Origin of the sequence: Nocardia africana NBRC 100379 (genome assembly GCF_001612635.1) — a bacterium.
Lineage (GTDB): Bacteria > Actinomycetota > Actinomycetes > Mycobacteriales > Mycobacteriaceae > Nocardia > Nocardia africana.
Genome location: NZ_BDAV01000006.1, coordinates 163,853 through 182,676 on the forward strand (window position 1 = coordinate 163,853; position 18,824 = coordinate 182,676).

14 protein-coding genes and 1 pseudogene are annotated in these 18,824 nt (G+C 69.6%); 7 read left to right on the forward strand and 8 right to left on the reverse strand.

Going from position 1 to position 18,824, the window contains the following annotated elements; genetic code table 11:
• The first annotated feature begins 113 nt into the window (after positions 1-113).
• Positions 114-1,061: an NADP-dependent oxidoreductase gene (locus NA3_RS08840; RefSeq protein WP_062963088.1), complete on the forward strand. Its 948-nt coding sequence runs from the start codon at positions 114-116 to the stop codon at positions 1,059-1,061.
• Positions 1,062-1,069: 8 nt separating this feature from the next.
• Here the strand turns inward: NA3_RS08840 and NA3_RS08845 are convergent, their stop codons facing one another.
• From NA3_RS08845 to NA3_RS08855, 3 genes are all read right to left on the reverse strand, one after another.
• Complete coding sequence (locus tag NA3_RS08845; RefSeq protein WP_062963089.1) at positions 1,070-2,374, reverse strand: NtaA/DmoA family FMN-dependent monooxygenase; 1,305 nt, start codon at positions 2,372-2,374, stop codon at positions 1,070-1,072.
• A 163-nt stretch (positions 2,375-2,537) separates the two neighbouring features.
• Positions 2,538-2,876, reverse strand: coding sequence for a 4Fe-4S dicluster domain-containing protein (locus tag NA3_RS08850; protein WP_062963090.1), 339 nt, complete (start codon positions 2,874-2,876; stop codon positions 2,538-2,540).
• Positions 2,876-4,471: an FAD-dependent oxidoreductase gene (locus NA3_RS08855; RefSeq protein WP_062963091.1), complete on the reverse strand. Its 1,596-nt coding sequence runs from the start codon at positions 4,469-4,471 to the stop codon at positions 2,876-2,878. The genes NA3_RS08850 and NA3_RS08855 overlap by 1 nt, the downstream gene beginning before the upstream one ends.
• A 244-nt stretch (positions 4,472-4,715) precedes the next feature.
• Here NA3_RS08855 and NA3_RS08860 point away from each other — a divergent pair, with 244 nt between their 5' ends.
• Positions 4,716-6,044 (forward strand): LLM class flavin-dependent oxidoreductase, encoded by a 1,329-nt coding sequence (locus tag NA3_RS08860; RefSeq protein ID WP_062963092.1) that lies wholly within the window; start codon positions 4,716-4,718, stop codon positions 6,042-6,044.
• 28 nt (positions 6,045-6,072) lie between these two features.
• On the opposite strand, the gene NA3_RS08865 is transcribed toward NA3_RS08860, so the two are convergent.
• Complete coding sequence (locus NA3_RS08865) at positions 6,073-7,449, reverse strand: lipase family protein (protein ID WP_227995319.1); 1,377 nt, start codon at positions 7,447-7,449, stop codon at positions 6,073-6,075.
• A complete protein-coding gene (locus NA3_RS08870; RefSeq protein WP_128145147.1) occupies positions 7,446-7,661 on the reverse strand; it encodes a hypothetical protein in 216 nt (71 codons plus the stop codon). The genes NA3_RS08865 and NA3_RS08870 overlap by 4 nt, the downstream gene beginning before the upstream one ends.
• A 238-nt stretch (positions 7,662-7,899) precedes the next feature.
• Between NA3_RS08870 and NA3_RS38490 the strand changes: the two are divergent.
• Together NA3_RS38490 and NA3_RS38495 are read left to right on the forward strand one after the other, a co-directional pair.
• A pseudogene (locus NA3_RS38490) lies at positions 7,900-9,306 on the forward strand (MFS transporter); the annotation flags it as partial.
• Between the two features lie 18 nt (positions 9,307-9,324).
• Entirely contained in the window at positions 9,325-10,239 is a 915-nt protein-coding gene (locus NA3_RS38495) for an MSCRAMM family protein (protein ID WP_227995483.1), read from the forward strand.
• A gap of 28 nt (positions 10,240-10,267) precedes the next feature.
• Here the strand turns inward: NA3_RS38495 and NA3_RS08880 are convergent, their stop codons facing one another.
• Positions 10,268-11,128: a helix-turn-helix transcriptional regulator gene (locus NA3_RS08880; RefSeq protein WP_062963095.1), complete on the reverse strand. Its 861-nt coding sequence runs from the start codon at positions 11,126-11,128 to the stop codon at positions 10,268-10,270.
• Positions 11,129-11,297: 169 nt separating this feature from the next.
• Between NA3_RS08880 and NA3_RS08885 the strand changes: the two genes are divergently transcribed.
• Entirely contained in the window at positions 11,298-12,137 is an 840-nt protein-coding gene (locus NA3_RS08885) for an SDR family NAD(P)-dependent oxidoreductase (protein WP_062963096.1), read from the forward strand.
• Between the two features lie 86 nt (positions 12,138-12,223).
• Here the strand turns inward: NA3_RS08885 and NA3_RS08890 are convergent, their stop codons facing one another.
• Complete coding sequence (locus tag NA3_RS08890) at positions 12,224-13,450, reverse strand: helix-turn-helix domain-containing protein (RefSeq protein ID WP_062963546.1); 1,227 nt, start codon at positions 13,448-13,450, stop codon at positions 12,224-12,226.
• 80 nt (positions 13,451-13,530) lie between these two features.
• On the opposite strand from NA3_RS08890, the gene acs reads away from it, so the two are divergent.
• Positions 13,531-15,462 (forward strand): acetate--CoA ligase, encoded by a 1,932-nt coding sequence (gene acs, locus NA3_RS08895; RefSeq protein WP_062963097.1) that lies wholly within the window; start codon positions 13,531-13,533, stop codon positions 15,460-15,462.
• Positions 15,463-15,621: 159 nt separating this feature from the next.
• Here acs and NA3_RS08900 read toward each other — a convergent pair whose 3' ends face one another.
• Positions 15,622-17,448, reverse strand: coding sequence for an NAD(P)/FAD-dependent oxidoreductase (locus NA3_RS08900; RefSeq protein ID WP_062963098.1), 1,827 nt, complete (start codon positions 17,446-17,448; stop codon positions 15,622-15,624).
• A 97-nt stretch (positions 17,449-17,545) separates the two neighbouring features.
• Here NA3_RS08900 and NA3_RS08905 point away from each other — a divergent pair, with 97 nt between their 5' ends.
• Positions 17,546-18,820 (forward strand): sigma-54-dependent transcriptional regulator family protein, encoded by a 1,275-nt coding sequence (locus tag NA3_RS08905; RefSeq protein WP_062963547.1) that lies wholly within the window; start codon positions 17,546-17,548, stop codon positions 18,818-18,820.
• Positions 18,821-18,824: the final 4 nt, after the last annotated feature.

Consider the following 18,824-nt stretch of genomic DNA (forward strand, 5'->3'; position numbering starts at 1 on the left):
GGCTGCGGTACCGCACGCGCATCGACGACCGCCAACTTTGCACTCCCCGGAACAAATCTCCGGCAGACCGCGGTTGCCCCGAGAGATATCGAACTGCGAACTCGGGAGGTGCGATGCTGGCGATCGGATTCGAGGAGCCGGGTGGTCCGGAGGTACTGCGGCCGGTCGAGGTGCCCGAACCCCATGCGGGCGCCGGTGAGGTGCGGATCCGGGTGGCCGCCGCGGCCGTGAACCCCTCCGACACCGTGACCCGGTCCGGCATGGCGCACGATCGCTACCGGGAGGTGACGCCGCCCTACGTTCCGGGCTGGGACGCCGCGGGAATCGTCGACGAGGCCGGCCCGGAGACCGGCTGGCACAGTGGCGACCGGGTCGTCGCGATCACGTTACCGGTGCTCGCCGGTGGCGGCGCCTATGCCGAGAAGATCGTGGTACCGGCGAGCCAGGTGGCTCCCCTGCCCGAGGGAAGCGACTTCGTTTCCGCCGCAACGCTTCCGATGAACGGTCTCACCGCCTGGTTCGCCTTGGACGCACTCGACCCGCGAGCGGGACGCACGATCGCGGTGACGGGGGCAGCGGGCGCGGTCGGCGGGTACGTGATCCAGCTGGCGAAAACGCGCGGCTACACCGTCATCGCCGATGCGAAACCGGCCGATGAGCAGCTGGTCCGCGACTTCGGCGCCGACATCGTCCTGCCGCGTGGCGACGACCTCGCCTCCCGCATCCGCGCCCACGCACCCAACGGTGTCGACGCACTGATCGACACCGCGCTCCAAGGCGATGCGGTGCTCCCGGCGGTGCGCGACGGCGGTGCGTTCGTCATCCTGCGCCCCGCGGCCCTGGGTGGCGGAGCCACACCGGAGCGCGGTATTTCGGTCCACCTCGTCATGGTCGCCGATCACCTGGACGAACCGCATGCGCTGGGCGAGTTGAGCCGGCTCGCCTCCGAGGGCGCACTCACCCTGCGTGTGGCGCGCACGTTCCCCGCGGAACAAGCCGCTCAGGCTCACAAACTCCTCGAGGCGGGCGGCGTCCGGGGCCGCATCGTCCTCGAATTCTGAAGGGCGCGTCAGACCTTCCGTGGCGGCAGGGGCGGCAGCTCGAGGTTGTCGCGGAAGGTCTCGCCTACGTAGTCCGAGCCGACGATGCCGCGCCGGCGTAGTTCGGGCAGCAGACCTTCGAGCAGGAAGTCGCGGTTGCGCGGATCGTCGAGGCCACCGAGGCCGACCACGTCCAGAACGCCGGCGTCGTAGCGTTCCCGAATCGCGTCGGCGAGTTGCTCGGGCGTACCGGCGGCTGCCCAGTGACCGGTGTCCTTGGCCGCGATGATCAACTCGCGCAACGTTTTTCCGGATCGAGCCAGCGCCGTGAAGATCTCCACGCGCCCCCGGCGACGGTTCACCGCCTGCACATCGGGCAGCAGCGAGTCCGGGATCGGCCGGTCCAGCGGGAGTTCGGACAGGTCGATCTCACCGCCGAACATATCGGCCAGCGCGTGGCGGCCCGCCTCGAAATCGGTCGCCTCGGCACGTTCGCGAACCAGGCGCCGCGCCTCCTCCTCGGTGGCGCCGTAGGTGGTGTGCAGCGAGCTGAAGATGTACGGCAGTCCGTCGGCGCGGCCCAATTCGGCTGCGCGCGTGCGAATCTTCTTCGTGTAGATGAGCGCGTCGTCGAGCGTCGCCAGTGAGGTGAACACCACTTCGGCGAACCGGGCGCCCAATTCCACGCCGCCTTCGGACTGCCCGGCCTGGAATTGCACCGGCCGCCGCTGCGGCAGCGGTGGAATGTTCAGAGGACCGCGCACGGTGAAATAGCGTCCGGCATGGTCGATCGGGCGTACCCGCTCGGCATCGAGGACCGCGCGGCCGTTACCGTCCGGCGTGAGCGCACCCGGCTGCCAGCTGTCGAACAGCGCGTTCGCGACCTCGAGGACCTCGCCCGCGCGGGCGTAGCGTTCCTCCGGGCTCGGCAGGTCCCCGGCGCCGTAGTTCTCCTCCCCCACCGACGAGGTCACCGCATTCCACGCCGCGCGCCCGTTGCTGATGTGGTCGAGCGTCCCGAACAGTCGCGCCAGGTTGTAGGGGTGGTGGAAAGTCGTTGTGACCGTGGCGATCAGGCCCACATGCCGGGTCACCGCGCTGAGGGCGGACAGGAAGATCAGCGGTTCCTGCGCCCCGATGGCGCCCTGCGCGCCGAAACTCAGCAGATCCGCGGCGAACAGGGCGTCGAAGCGGTGTTGTTCGGCGAGTTTCGCGACACCGAGCGCGTCGTCGAGCGTCGAGCGCCGCGGATCGATCGCGGCATCGTAGATTTTCGGTGAACCACTGACCCCGGTCACGATCTTCAGCGGCCGGCGTCGCGCACTGCTACCCATCCCCCGACGGTATCGATAGCCGCCCTCGTCGCCACCGGTTGCATTCAGCCGGATCATTTCACGCGGATCGGGAATTGTGTTGCGAGCCTGATTGTTTCACCTCGCCGCGCACGAGTTGTTGATCCGCGGCGAGGTGACATCGGCTGCTATCGAGGCGACCGGCTCACGCTCCCGAGGGCTTCGGCGCCGGGCCGGGCGGAAGTTCCGGACCCACCGCCGTCAGACTGCCCGGCCGGCGCCCCTTCCCCCAGCCGATCTCGCGCCGATACGCGCCGATGTGCTCCCGCGGGACCGCTTGCTGCGGCGGCAGCGGCGTCGATTGCGGGTCCACGTACAGCGCGTCGGTCGGGCAGTACGCCTCACACATGAAACAGGTCTGGCAGTCGGATTGCCGTGCGATGACCGGGATTCCGTCGCCACCACGGTCGAAGACGTTCGTCGGGCAGACGTCGACGCATTTGTCGCAGGCGATGCACGCCGGGGCGTGAACCAGTTCGATCATCAGGCCACCGCCGCGACCGTGGGAGCGTCGGCCGAGCGCAGCGCAGCCGCTACCGTCCACACCTCGTCGAGCCCGCCGCTGAGGATGTGGTGATGCTGTGCGGGATCCAGCTCCGGATGGTCGGCCCGCTTGCTCATGCCACGAGATTCCGTGCGCGCCAAGGCAGATCGGTACATCAGTCGCCCGACCGCGGTGATCGCGGCGGCCTGGCGCGCCCGCACCCGGTCTTCGCCGGTGGCCCGCAGCCCCGCCGCCGCCTCCGCCCACACCGCGTCCAGGGCGGCCAGGGCCGGACGGATCCGGTCGCCGTGGCGCAGATAGTTCTTCTCGACCGGCAGGAGTTCGGCGCGCGCCGCGGCGAGTACCTCGTCGGCACCGATGCGCCCGGACCCGGTGGGCCGCAATCCCGTTCGCCCGGCCCGGGTCAAACCGTCCGGACGGCCGCCGCGTCGCGCGAATCGCGCCGCGGCCCGGCCGGCCCAGCTGCCCGACGACATCGCCCACGCCGCATTGTGGCTGCCGCCGCCGGTGAATCCGCCGCAGATGCGTTCGCGGGTGGCCGCGTCGCCCGCGGCATACAGTCCGCTCACCGAGGTCGCGCACTCGTCGCTGACCACCTCGATCCCGCCGGTGCCGCGCACCGTGCCCTCGGCCAGCAGTTCCACCTCGAAACGCTGGGTGAACGGGTCGATGCCGCGGCGGTCGAATTGCAGGAAGAAGTTCGGCTGCCCGCGCCGCATCTGCTCCTGGGTGGTTCGGTCCGCCCGATCCAGTTGCGCGAATACCCTCTCCTGCAACAGGGTTCGCGCGATGACCGACCGCCCCTGCACGGATCCGGCGCCCTCCAGGATGCTGCCGTCCTCGTGGAAGAAGGTGGCATAGCGGTAGTAGGCGGTCTTGGTGACGGTCGAGCCCTTCGCGGCGATGCCGTAGGCGTTGGAGAACTCCATCCCGGAGAAGCGGGCACCCACCTCGGCGGCCATGAGCGTGCCGTCACCGGTGTCGACGTTGGTGCCGAGCGCGCGCGACAGGAACGCGCAGCCGCCGGTGGCCAGGACCACCGCACCGGCGTGCACGCGGTAGTCGCGATGCTCGCGCAGCAGGTAGCCGGCCGCGCCGCGGACCGTGCCGTCCCGATCGACCAGCAGCTCCAGGGCCGGGGCGTGGTCGACGATCCGCACGCCCAGCCGCCGCACCCACGCCCGCATGCGGCGCATGTATTCCGGGCCCTGCACGCCGGTGCGAATCGGGTTGCCGGTGCGCGGGTCGACCGGGAACGGGTAGCGGCCCTCCTCGGCCAGTCGCCGCATATTCGCGTAGGTCTGGTCGAGCACCCGATCCATCCAGTGGTGGTCGGCGAGGAAGCCACCCAATTCCTCGCGGCTGGCCTTGGCCGCTGCCCGGGCCGCCGGATCCGGCGCCACGTACCAGACACCCGTCCCCGCGGGGGCGGTCGCGCCGCTGGTGCCGCAGTACCCCTTGTCGACCAGCACCACCTCGGCCCCCGCCTCACGGGCGTGGATCGCCGCCCAACACGCCGCCGGCCCACCACCGATCACCAGCACACCGGCATCGATCTGCCATGCCTCGCTCATCGCAGTACTCCTTCGAAACGGGGCCGAAACCGCTGCCGGACACATGCCCGACAGAAATCCTCGCCCGCGCCCCGGCAGCGGAGAATCCTTACGATCAGCAGGATTCTGTGGAGCGGTCGCGGGCGCCGGCGGAGTTCGAATCACGCCCCGCACAAACCGTTTACGCGCACGCACCCGTTTGGTTGACTGCCGTCGCCCCGGTCCGGAGACCGGGGTTATCGCGACTATCGGACGGGTGTCTCGCATGAGTGAACGGCAACTGCATCTGAACGCCTTCATCTATCCGGCGGGCCATCACGAGGCCGCGTGGCGGCACCCCGACAGCCGGCCCGACCGCATCTACGACGTGACCTACTACCAGGAGATCGGCCGCACCGCCGAGGCCGCCACCCTCGACGCGGTCTTCTTCGCCGACGGCCCCGCGCTGCGCACGGATGTGCGCTACAACGCCGCGCCCGGCCTGGAACCGATCACGCTGCTCACCGCGATCGCCTCGGCCACCACCCATCTGGGCCTGATCGCGACCGCGTCCACGACCTATTACGAGCCCTACAACCTGGCGCGGCTGTTCTCCTCGCTCGATCACATCTCGGGCGGGCGCGCCGGGTGGAATATCGTCACCACGGGAACCGATCTCGCCGCCGCCAATTTCGGCCTGGACCGACACCCCGATCACACCGAACGGTATGCACGCGCCCGCGAATTCGTCGACGCGGTCGTCGGATTGTGGAACAGCTGGGACGACGATGCGGTGCTCCTCGACCGTGCCGCCGGCATCTACGCCGATCCGGACAAGATCCATCGCATCGATTTCCGCGGCGAATATCTGCGCGTGCGTGGGCCGTTCAATGCCGCGCGCACCCCGCAGGGCCATCCGGTGCTGGTGCAGGCCGGCGCCTCCAACGACGGACGAGCCTTCGCCGCCCGCTACGCCGAGGCCATTTTCACCGCCCACCAGCGACTCGAGGACGCCCAGACGTTCTACGCCGATATCAAGCGCCGGGCCCGCGGCTTCGGCCGTGACCCCGAGCATGTGAAGATCCTGCCGGGGATCAGCCCCTTCATCGCCGATACCGAGGCGCGGGCCGAACAGCTGCAACGCGAATTCAACGAACTGACGGTGCCCGAATACGGTCTCGGACAGTTGGAGAGCCTCGCCGGGCAGTCGCTGCGGAATCTGGCTCTCGACGAACCGGTGCCCATCGAATTGTTCGCCGACGCGGGCGATGTCACCGACAACGCGGCCAGCCGCCGGCAGGTGATCGCGGGCATCGTCACCCGCGAGCGGCCCACGCTGCGGGGACTGCTGCACCGGCTGGCGGGCGCGCGCGGGCACCGGGTCTTCGCGGGCACGCCCGAACAGGTCGCCGACACCATCGAGGACTGGTTCCGCCACGGCGCCGCGGACGGATTCAACGTCATGCCGCCCTACTATCCGGGCGGACTCGAGGTGTTCACCAGCACGGTGGTGCCGATTCTGCGCAGCCGCGGGCTGTTTCGCACCGAATACACCGGCACCACGCTGCGCGACCACTTCGGGCTGCCGCGCCCCGGGTCGGCCGCGGCGAACTGACGCCGAAACCGCTCCGCTGCTTCGCTTCTCAGCGCGCCGGGCACTCGTTCGGCGCGGGCAGACCGCGCAGTCGCTGGTCGAGCCAGTCGATCGCGCCCGGGAATCCGGCCATCAGGGTGATGGAATGCTCTCCCAGCACGGTGCGGTAGACGGCGGGCACGCCGTGAGCACACTGCGTGCGGAACAGGTCGGTCGAGTCGACCTCGGGAATCCAGATGTCGAGTATGCCGTGGTAGATGTACAGCGGCGCAGCGGATTTCCGGTCGCGCAGATCGGTGGCGGCGAAGAGGGCACGGGCCGCGTCGGTGTCGAGCGGGTGGGCGGTATCGGTCGCCAGCTCGATCGGCACGCCGGTCACGCCGAGTGGCCCGTTGCTGTCGCCGCAGGTGTCCTTCACCGGAGAGGTGGCCAGCCACTCCCCCAGATGGTTCAGCTGATCCAGCAGTTCCGGATGCTCACGGGCGAAGGCCAGCGCGACGACCATCAGAATTCCCGACGCGATATTGCCGTTGAAATGACGGGCCACCTCGCTGTAATCGGTGGCCAGGCCGCCGACCGACACCCCGACGATCGACCCCGCCAGTTCGGGCGCGTACTCGTCGAGCAGCATATCCGCCGCATAGGCCGCGATCGCACCGCCGGAATAGCCGCCGATCGCGAACTTGCTGTCCCCCAGCGTCTTCGGCTCGACCGTCCGCACCGCGCGCATCGCGTCGAGGATCACGTGCCCCGCGACATGTGGTTCGGCATAGGCCATCCACGGCCCCTCGTGGTCGGGGACGAGAACTCCGTATCCGTGCGAGAGGCCCCACCACGTGGTGGGCGGGAAGAGATCGCCCGCACTGAATTTGGGATGCAATCCGTGTGCGAGGGCATAACCGGGGGTGCAGCGCAGGCCGAGCGAATTGATCGGGATGGCGTTCACCAGCACCGGCCGCTGTCCGGGACCGGTCCAGTTCGCGGCCGGAATCAGCAAGGTCGCCGTGCCGAAGGACGGCGCACCGGTCGCGCCCGTGGAACGGAATTTCAACTGCAGCGCGCGGGCGATCGGCACCACGGCCAGCGGCGCGGCCGTGGCGGTCACATCCCGCACCTCGATCGGGTCGCCGGGACGCATGGCGTCGAGGCCGGCCGGCCACTGATCGAACAGCGGATCGCCGGCCGGTGGCGACAACACCGCCCGCCACAGCGCGGCGAGTTCCGGTCGCAGTTGCGCAGTGGGTGGCGACGGCGCGGGCGGCAGGTTCGGCGCCGGGATCGTGCGATCGATCCACTGCTGCCATTCGGTCGAGTCCGTGGGCGCCGGGCCGTCGTCCGCGCGAGCGAGCGGTGGGCGAACCGTCATCGACACCAGCAGGGCACATGCCGCGAGCACGACGAGCAGCAGCGTCCGGGCTCGTTTCACAGCAACCTCCACAACAGATCGACCAGCCCGGTTCCGGGGCGGTAGTGACTGGAGCCGAGATCGGGTTCGAAATACCCGCCGGGCACCACGATATCCCCAGCTGACGGCACCTGCGCGCAACTGACCGCCGTGCCGCCGGCCGAGTCGGCCACGACGATGCCGGCGGCGAGTACGACCGCCTGGGCGAATCGCCGGAAAGGTCTCTGTGTCACACCGAAAACCACTGTGCCCCTTTGTGAACGACCGCCCCGACGCACGCACACCATACGGTCGGCCGGAGGGGCGGAGCGGCGATCCGGACGCGGTCGTTGCGAACTCACGAAACCGGGCCGCCGATATCGGTCCCCGGCACAACGAGCCGACGACCGAAACGGGCGCGTTCATCAAATGTGCATGATGCACTTCGTATGTATGATGCAACCGTCGGCTCGTGACCTTCGAGAGTAGGGCGTGGAGAAAGCACAAACCGCCGGGCGTTCCGGCGCGATTCTGGCGGTGCTGGCATTCGCCGGCATCGTCGTCTCGCTGACGCAGACGGTGGTCGTGCCGTTACTCGGTCAGCTGCCGCAGATACTGCACACCAGCCCGGCCAACGCCACATGGGTTGTCACCGTGAGCTTGCTGGCCTCCGCGGTCACCACACCGGTGTCGGGACGATTGGGTGACCTCTACGGCAAACGCCTGGTGCTGCTCGGCTCCACCGTGCCACTGCTCGTCGGTTCGGTGATCTGCGCGGTGTCCTCGTCGCTGTGGCCGATGATCGTCGGGCGCGGCCTGCAGGGCATGAGCGCCGGCATCGTGCCCGTCGGCATCGCCGCGCTGCGCGATCTGCTGCCGCGCGAGCGCCTCGGATCCGGTATCGCGCTCATCAGCTCCTCGCTCGGTATCGGCGGGGCGCTGGGCCTGCCGATGGCGGCCGCGGTCATCCAGTACTCCGACTGGCGAGTGCTGTTCTGGACGATGGCCGCGCTCGCGGCGGTGATCGGCGTCCTGATCTTCACGCTGATCCCCGCCACCCCGCCGAGTTCCGCCGCCACCGGACGGTTCGACGTGCTCGGCGCCCTCGGCCTCGGCGTGGGCCTGGTGTGTTTGCTGCTCGCGGTGTCCAAGGGCTCGAGCTGGGGCTGGAGCAGCGGCCTGACCATCGGCTTGTTCGTCGCCGCCGTCGTCGTCCTGCTGCTGTGGGGCTGGTGGGAACTGGCCGCCCGCAACCCGCTCGTCGATCTCCGGGTCACCGCGCGACCGCAGGTGCTGCTGACCAACGCCTCCTCGATGGTCGTCGGCATGGCGATGTACGCCCAATCGCTGGTGGTGCCACAGTTGTTGCAGCTGCCGAAGGCGACCGGATACGGCCTCGGGCAATCGATGATGGCGATGGGTCTGTGGATGGCCCCGGCCGGACTCATGATGATGCTGGTCTCCCCCCTCGGCGCCACACTCTCCGCCCGCAGCGGGCCCAAGATCACCCTGATCGTCGGCTGCGTCATCATCGCCGCCGGATACGGGTCCTCGATGGCGCTGATGGGCAGCACCTGGGGCCTGCTGATCGTGACGCTGATCATCAACACGGGAGTGGGATTCGCCTACGGCGCCATGCCGGCCCTGGTGATGGCCGCGGTGCCGCAGTCGGAGACGGCCGCCGCCAACAGCTTCAATACGCTGGTGCGCGCCATCGGCACCTCGGTCGCGGCGGCTGTGGTCGGCGCGGTCCTGGCGCAGATGACGATCTCCCTCGGTGGGCATGCGGTGGCGAGCGAGAACGGCTTCCGGGTCTCTCTGCTGATCGGATGTGGTGTGGCCGTGGCCGGTGCGTTGGTGGCGACGCTCATTCCGCGACACCGGACGGCAGCGATCGCCGCCACCGCCGCTGTGGATATGGATGCCGAGCACAGCGCGCACGCCAACGAATCCGCGGTCGCTTCGGAGTCGAACACTGTGCAGCACAACGGTATCGCGCAGACACCGCACCGGCCCGCCGTGTCCGGACCGGTCGCCTTCGGTCGCGTCCACGACTCCCGCGGTGCGGCGCTGCCGAATGCCGTACTCACCCTGATCTCGATGTCGGGCCGCCAGATCGGCCGGGCGCTGACGGATGCCGAGGGCTACTTCGAACTCGCCGCCCCCGAACCCGGCTCCTACGTTGTGATCGCCTCTATCGACGGCCGCCGCCCGGACGCGTCCACGGTGCAGCTCGCGCAGCATCCGGTGCCCTGCGAGGTGGTTCTCACCGCGATGGCCGGACCGACCGGCACCGTCTCACGCGGTGACGACGGCGCCGCCATCTCGGGCGCCCGGGTGTCGGCCCTCGACGCTCGCGGGGAGGTGCTCGCCTCCGCGGCCACCGCCGCCGGCGGCACGTTCGGCCTCGTGGAACTGCCCGAAGGCGATATCACGATCGCGGTGAGCGCCAACGGTTTTCACCCGGCCGCCTTCCCGGTGCGAGCCGGTGGCAGCGACACACCGCGCCTCGACGTGACGCTGCGCCCCTGCGCCCGCCTGCACGGCGTGGTGCGCGGACGCGATGGCCGCCCTCTGCGCGACGCCCTGGTCACCCTCACCGACCGGGACGGCACCGTGGTCGACACCCTGGTCACCGGCCTCGACGGCGCCTACACCTTCGCCGACCTGCACGACGGCACCTACACGGTGGTGGCGAGTGGGTACGCACCCGTGCACACCCCGGTGGTGGTCGGCGCCGCGGCCGAGGAGCTCAATGTGGAACTGGGACATGGCAATTCGAGCGAATCCGATGCCGCCGAACAGGTGGTGAGCCGGTATTCGGGCAACTAGGTTCCATCTAGGTTCCATCCCCCGCGCGTCAAGGAAGAACCGCGGTTCCACCGGGCACCGACCAGCTGGCCAGCATCCGCAGCGCCTGCTGCGACGGGCTGCCCGGCTCGGTCGTGTACAGGTACAGCGTCTGATCGGAATCGCCCGGCAGCGTGAGGGTTTCGTACTCCACCGTGAGCTCGCCCGCCACCGGATGACGCAGCCGCTTCGAGCCGTGTGTCCGCTGCAGCACCCGGTGCTCGGCCCACCACTGCCGGAATTCGCCGGCTGCCGCGCTCAGCTCCTCGACCAGGGCGAGTCCGGCGCGATCCCCGGGATTGTTGCCGACATCGAGGCGCAGGCTCTCGACCGCCGCACGGGCCTGCGTTTCCCAGTCGAGGAACAGCCCACGCGGCTCGCTGCCCAGAAACATCCAGCGCACGTAGTTGCGCTCCCTGGCAGGCAGGGCGGCGAAGTCGGTGAAGAGGGCGTGCGCCATCCAATTGCTCGCCAGCACGTCGGCGCGGCGGCCGAGGACGAGTGCGGGCACCGCGTCGAGGGAGTCGAGCAGCTGGTACAGGCCGGGGCGGACGCGCTGCACCGGCACGCTGCCCCGCGCGATACCGCTCGGGCGGCCGATCAGCTGCCCGAGGTACTCGCGCCCCGCGGCGTCGAGGTCGAGCGCGCGGGCGACGGCGTCCACCACGCCGACGGACGGTGTGATCCGCCGGCCCTGCTCGAGCCGGGTGTAGTAGTCGGCGGACACACCCGCGAGCCGCGCGACCTCCTCGCGGCGCAGGCCGGGAACCCGGCGTACCCGGTTGTCGGTGGGCAGCCCGGCGCGGGCGGGATCGATCTGGGCGCGGGCGCGGCGCAGGAAGTCGGCCAGCTCCCGATTCGGCTCGCTCATACGTCCAGTGTCGCCGGAACCCGCCCGCCCTGCCTGGTCCGCCGCGTCCTACGTTCCGCCGTCCCAGGTCGGAGCGGGCCGGTTATACCGCCCTGACCAGCGGCTACGGCGGCCAGACTGGGATCACCGGACCTCGGAGGGAGGTCCGCGAACCCGAAGGAACACAACGATGACCGCACCCGCAACGTGGTTCGTGACCGGCGCCTCCCGCGGCCTGGGCCTGGAACTGGTGAAGCAGTTGCTCACCCGCGGCGAGAACGTCGCCGCCACCACCCGCTCGGCCGACCGGTTGCTCGCCGCATTGGACGGCATCGACACCGCCCGCCTGCTCCCGCTCACCGTCGACCTCGCCGACGAGAGCCGGGTGAGCGCCGCCGTCCGGCACACGCTGGACCGCTTCGGCAGTGTCGAGGTCGTGGTGAACAACGCCGGCTACGGCTACCTCTCCGCTGTCGAAGAGGTGTCCGACGCCGACGCCCGGCGCATGTTCGACATCCAGGTCTTCGGCGTCTGGAACGTGCTGCGGGCACTGCTGCCACACCTGCGCGCCCACGGTCGTGGGCACATCGTGAACATCTCCTCGGTGCTGGGGCTCACCACGGTGCCGGGCTGGGGCCTCTACTCGGCCGGCAAGTTCGCGCTGGAGGGACTGACCGAAGCCCTGGCGGGCGAGGTCGCCGAGCACGGCATCCGGGTCACCCTGGTGGAGCCGGGCTACTTCCGGACCGAGTTCCTCACCACCGACTCGCTGGCCCTGCCCGCTGCCACCACCGACGGCTACGAGCCCATCCGGCAGATGACCAGCGATCACCTGGCGATGCAGGGCACCCAGCTCGGCGATCCGGTGCGCGGCGCAGCCGCGATTCTCGCGCTGGTCGACCGCGGCGACGGACCGCTGCGGCAACTGCTCGGCTCCGACGCCCGCGCCTACGCGATGGCGAAGGTGGAGGCGCTGCGCGCGGACATCGAAGCAGGCGGAGAGCTGGCGCTGAGCACCGATATCCGATAGCCGGACCGGCGGGACACTGCGCTGGTCCTTCCTCGCGAAGGGGCAACTCAGCGCCGGCGGCCGGATATCGCCTCCCGGCGAGACCTCTAGCCGCGTAGCGCGGTGTGCAGCCGCGCCGCGGCGACGGCTCGGCGGCCGTCGCCGGCGGGTAGCAATTCCAGTGCGCGCTCGTGGATTTCGATATCGGCCGGCATGCGTTCGCCCAGTGCCAGCGCGTGGCCGGGATCGCCACCGGTCAGAACCGCCGTGCGGACGGCGACCTCGAGATGTTGCCGCCATTCCACGATGGCGGGTGTCTCCGAATCCGGGAGCAGCGGACCGCGATACAGGCGCAGTGCCGTCTCGGTGTCGCCCGCGTCCAGTGCGGTGAGCAGATCGGCCGCGTCGCAGCGGATCGGCGCGGTCAGCCGGTAGACGCGGTTGGCGATGGCCGCGTCGGTGGCGCGGCGCAGATGCGAGACGTCGGCCTTGAGGGTGCTGGAAACGACCGGGCGGTCGCCGTAGATCGCGTAGTGCAGGCGTTCGGGGGTGAAGCCGCCGGGTTCGAGGGCGAGTAACGTGAGGATCTCGATCTGCCTGGGGCGCAGGCGAATCGGAGTGCCGTCGCGGGTGGCGCGGGCGGCGCCGAGGCAGTTCAGCCGCAGGCCGGTCGCGGGCGGGGCGAGGGTGCGCAGACGATTCTCGATCGCGGTCACCAGCGACTGCACGGTCGCCATCGCCAGCGGATGGGTGCGATCCCAGGTCGAGGACAGATCCAGGGAACCGAGCCGGCGGCCGTCGGCGCCGTGAATGGGCGCGCAGTAGCAGACCCAGCCGTGCAGCGCGGCCACCAGGTGTTCGGCGGAGAACACGCGGTTCGGCCGCCCGGTGCGCAGGGCCAGCGACAGTGCGTTGGTGCCCATGTGCGCCTCGTCCCAGCGACCGCCGGGCGCGAAGTTGACGCGCTCGGCGCGGCGGCGCATCACCGGTCCGCCGCACGACCACAGAATCGTTCCGGCGTCGTCGGTGACGGCGGCGACGAAGCCCGCGTCCTCGGCGATATCGCGCAATTGCTCGGCCAATTCGGTCACCGGCCGATACAGCGGCGAGTCGAGCCAGCGCGCACCGATGTCGGTGTCGCTGCCGGGTGCGCTGTCGCGAGCCGGGTCGACCGATCCCAGCGAGCGCCGCCAGGAGCGGCTCACCTCGGCACGGACGGTGCTGTCACACACCGTCTTCGACGCCGAAGCGGCGTCCGCTCCGCCGCGGACCCAACGCGCCCATTCGGATTCGAGCGCGGCTCGCCGCCGAACCAGGGTGCTGCTGTCGTTCATCGTCTGCTTCTCCACCCTTCCGTCACCGACCCCGCGGTCGCGTCAACCAGTTGCCAACCCCGTCGCACCACACTGCCGCCATGGACGACTTGACCACCGGGAATCCGGATCTCTCGACGCACCGGAACGAGTACTCCGGCGCGGAACTGTACGGACTGGCCGCCGCCGATCGCGACGGATTCTGGGCTCGGCAGGCCGAGCACCTGCACTGGGACACCCACTGGCACACCGTGCTGGAACGCCCCGCACCCCATCGCGCCCGCTGGTTCGCCGGCGGCCGGCTCAATGTCGCCTACAACTGCGTGGACCGCCACGTCGACGCCGGGTACGGCGACAAGGTCGCCATCCACTGGGTCGGGGAACCCGGCGACACCCGCGATCTCACCTACGCCGAATTGCAGCGCGCGGTGCACCGCGCGGCGAATGCCTTGGCGCGCTTGGGTTTGCGGGCCGGTGACCGCGTCGCGATCCAGCTGCCGATGATTCCGGAGGCCATCGTGACGATGCTGGCCTGCGCCCGCCTGGGCCTGGTGCACAGCGTCGTCTTCGCCGGATTCTCCTCCGCCGCGCTGCGCGCCCGGATCGACGACGCCGGCGCGCGCGTGGTCGTCACCGCCGACGGTCAATACCGGCGCGGCGCGGCCGTGCCCATGAAGGAGCGGGTCGACGAGGCGTTGGCCGGCGCGGCCACGGTGGAGAAGGTGGTCGTCGTCCGCCGCGTCGGCGACGACCTCGCCGGTGAGCTGCCCTGGACCGAAGGCCGCGATATCTGGTGGGACGAGTTGCTGGCCGGAGTCCCGGATCGGCACGAATACACCGCGTTCGACGCCGAACATCCGTTGTTCATCCTCTACACCTCGGGCACCACCGGGAAACCGAAGGGCATCCTGCACACCACCGGCGGCTACCTGACCCAGGCCGCCTACACCCATCGCCTGGTCTTCGATCACGATCCGGGCCGCGACGTGTACTGGTGCACCGCCGATATCGGCTGGATCACCGGGCACACCTATCTGGTGTACGGGCCGCTGGCCAACCGGGCCACCCAGGTGGTCTACGAGGGCACGCCGAACACCCCGCACGAGGGACGGCACTGGGAGATCGTGCAGCGCTACCGCGTCACCATCTACTACACCGCGCCGACGCTGATCCGCACATTCATGAAGTGGGGCAACGACATTCCCGCCCGCTACAACCTGTCGAGCCTGCGGGTTCTGGGCAGCGTGGGCGAACCGATCAATCCCGAGGCGTGGGCGTGGTACCGCGAACACATCGGCGCGGGACGGGCGCCGATCGTCGACACCTGGTGGCAGACCGAGACCGGTGCGGCGATGATCGCACCGCTGCCCGGCACCCGCCGGCCCAAACCCGGTGCGGCACAACAACCGTTGCCCGGCATCTCGGCGAAGGTGGTCGACGACGCGGGCCACGAAGTCGCGCCGGGCGAATCCGGATATCTCGTGCTCGATCAACCGTGGCCGGGCATGGTGCGCGGCGTGTGGGGCGACGAGGAACGCTTCCGCAGCACCTACTGGGAACGCTTCGCCGACCACGGCTACTACTTCGCCGGCGACGGCGCCCGCTACGACACCGACGGTGACATCTGGATCCTCGGCCGCACCGACGACGTCATGAACGTCTCCGGCCATCGGCTCTCGACCGCCGAGATCGAATCGGCGCTGGTCTCGCATCCCGCGGTGGCCGAGGCGGCCGTCGTCGGGGCCGCCGATGCGGTGACCGGGCAGCGCATCGTCGCCTTCGTCGTCACTCGTGACGGCAGCGCGGACACCGCCTCCGAGGAACTGCGCGGCCACGTCGCCACCGAGATCGGCCCGATCGCGGCGCCGAAGCACATCCTGCTCGTGCCCGAACTTCCGAAGACCCGCTCCGGCAAGATCATGCGCCGCATTCTGCGCGACATCGCCGACGGACGCGATATCGGTGAAACCACCACTCTGGCCGATCCCACTGTGGTGGAAGAGATTTCGCGGCAGTTCAGCCCAACGAACTGAGGTGTGCATCGAATCGACCCCGCCGCACAGACCCGGTGCGGCGGGGTCGCTCGTCGCGGGGATATCGGACATCGTCGGCCGTCACCTCACGAAAATTCTGTCGTTCATCGCTTTCTCGGGCCGGGTCGCTCGTGTCGAACGACCCGGCCGGGCCTTCCCTCAGCTCAGGTGGTGCACTTCCTGCAGCCCGTACACGGGCGTGGGGATCTGTTCGTATCGCGCCTTCAGCTGCAGCGCCAGATACAGCGAATAGTGGCGCGACTGATGCAGATTGCCGCCGTGGAACCACAGGCCGTCCTGCTGTGTGGGCTTCCACATATTGCGGAGTTCACCCTCGAACGGGCCCGGGTCCTTGGTGGTGCCCGATCCGTAACCCCAGCATTTGCCGACCTTGTCGGCCACCTCCTGGCCGATCAGATCCGCGGCCCAGCCGTTCATCGAGCCGTATCCGGTGGCGTAGACCACCAGATCCGCCGGCAGTTCGGTGCCGTCGTCGAGAATCACCGCATCCTCGGTGAGCTCGCGAACCTGCCCGTGTGCCAGGGCGACCTCACCGTTCGCGATGAGCTCGCTCGCCCCGACGTCGATGTAGTAGCCGGAGCCGCGACGCAGATATTTCAGGAACAGCCCGGAGCCGTCGTCACCCCAGTCGAGTTCGAAGCCGGCCGCGGTCAACCGGTCGTAGAAGTCGGCGTCGCGCTCGCGGATGGCGTCGTAGATCGGGATCTGGAACTGGTGCATGATCCGGTACGGCAGCGAGGCGAAGATCAGATCGGCCTTGTCGGTGGTGATGCCGTTCGCCAGCGCCCGCTCCGAATACAGATCGCCGAGGCCGAGTTCCATCAGCGAATCCGAGCGCACGATATGCGTCGAGGAGCGCTGCACCATCGTCACCTGCGCGCCGACCTCCCACAGCGCCGCACAGATATCGTGCGCGGAATTGTTGGAGCCGATCACCACGACCCGCTTCCCGGCGTAGGCGTCCGGCCCGGGATGTTGGCTCGAATGCTGCTGTTCGCCCCGGAACCGCTCCATACCAGGGAAATTCGGGATGTTCGGCTTACCCGACATCCCGGTGGCGAGAACCAGATGCCGGGGACGCAGCACGAGCTGCTCACCGTCGCGTTCGACATGCACCGTCCATTCGCCGGTGGTGTCGTCGTAGGCGGCCGAGGTGCAGGTGGTCTTCGACCAGTACGGCACCTCCATCACCCGCGTGTACATCTCGAGCCAGTCGCCGATCTTGTCCTTCGGCGTGAACACCGGCCAGTTGTCCGGGAACGGCAGATACGGCAGGTGGTCGTACCACACCGGGTCGTGCAGGCACAGCGACTTGTAGCGCTTGCGCCATTGGTCGCCGGGGCGATCGTGCTTGTCGACCACCAGCGCCGGCACCCCCAGCTGCCGCAACCGGGCGCCGAGGGCGATACCGCCCTGTCCGCCACCGATCACCAGCACGTAGGGCTGAGTGGTGTAGCCGAGTTCGCGTTCCTGGCGCTCCCGCTCCTCGGACCAGGTGACGCGCGCGCGGTTGGCCCCGTGCTCGGCGCCCTTGGGCCGGCGCGGACCCTTGTTCTCCTCCAGCCCCTTCAGTTCGCGCAGACTGGTGAGCAGCGTCCACGCACCCTCGTCGGTGAGGCGCAGATGGCCGACCGCACGCCCGACCGCGGTCTCGAATCCGATCCAGGCGGTGACCACGCCGTCGTCCTCGGTCGCCGGTTCGGTGGTGTGGAACCCCCGCGGATCGGTGTCGGCGAGCCGGGCGCGCAACATGTCGGCGACTCCGTCGCGCCCCTCGACGGTCTTGATATTCCAGGTGAACGCGACCAGGTCCCGCCAGAAGCTGTCGAGTGCGAACAGGCCGGCCGCCGCCTCGATATCGCGCGCCGCCAGCGCGGATTCGAACTCGCGCAGCCAGGTCTCGACCCGCTGCTGTGGGCCCGCACCGTCGGACCGCTCCGCCACCGGTTCCAATGTCGAGGTCATCGGATACTCCTTCCAAATATCTGTGACCTACAGCACACGCGAGTCGAACCGGTGTCACAATCGTTGCAAGGCGTTGCACTCTTCAGGAATGGACCACGTGGGCAGCTTCGAGGCGATCACCCCCGGAACGGATCTGCCGCGCTACGCCCGCGACCTCGTGCGGATGCACGACGCGGTCATCGGCGGCGGGCGTCCACCGCTGCGCCCGCGCACGGTGGTCGCGCGGTCCTGGTCGCGGGTGCTCGCGGCAGGGCTGGCGCCCGATCGGACCAATACGCGCGCGATCCTGCCGCTCGACGAGATCGAACAGCGCCGCCGCGCCTCACCTCTACAGGAAGTGATCGGCGACCTGTCGCGCATCCTGACCGGGGTCGCCGACTCCTCGCAGATGATGATGGTCGTCGCCGACGCCGACGGCATCGTGCTGTGGCGCTCGGGTGCGGCCCGGGTACGCGGCCGCGCCGACGAACTCGGCTTCCGCGAAGGAGCCACCTGGACCGAAACCACGGTCGGCACCAACGCCATCGGCACGGCGCTCGCCGAAGCCGTTCCGGTGCAATTGTTCTCGGGCGAGCACTTCGAACAGTCGCAGCATCCGTGGTACTGCACCGCGGCGCCGCTGCACGATCCACGCACCGGCGATCTGCTCGGTGTCGTCGATGTGAGCGGCCCGGCGCTGACCCTGCACCCCACCGTGACCGCCCTGGTCAGCGCCGCGGTGGAGATCGCGCAGGGGCAACTGCTGCACCGGCAGTACGAGCGATTGCAGCGGCTGCGCGACACCGCCATGCCCACCCTTTCGGCGCTGCCGGGCCCGGCCCTGGTCATCGACCGGCACGGCTGGGTCGCCCACTCCTCCGGGGTGGCGCCGGCGCGGCGCATCGCGGTGCCCAATACCGAACGCGCCGTACATGTTCCGGGACTGGGCCTGTGCGTCGCCGAACCGCTGGCCGAGGGCTGGCTGCTGCGTCCCGCGACCGGCGACACCCGCATCCACATGACCCTCGACCTGTCCGGGGCGCCGGTGGTCCGCAGCACGGGCGGCGAATCCGATTGGCACACACCGCTTTCGCAACGGCACGCGGAGATCCTGCTGCTTCTGCACCGGCACGGCCGCCGCGGCATGTCGGTCACCGAGCTCAGCACGGCCGTCCACGGCGACCCCGACCATGCGGTCGCCGTCCGCGCGGAGCTCTCCCGGCTGCGCCGCATTCTCGGATCGGTGATCGAAAGCCGGCCCTACCGGATCTCCGCGGCGGTGGAGTTCACGGTCGAAGTCGGCGACGGCGACACGCTCGCCGATTACGCGTCCCTCCGCACGCCGGGCAGGTGGCAGGAAAAAGACGAGTTTCGGCGGCGCCCACAGGGGTAGGGTC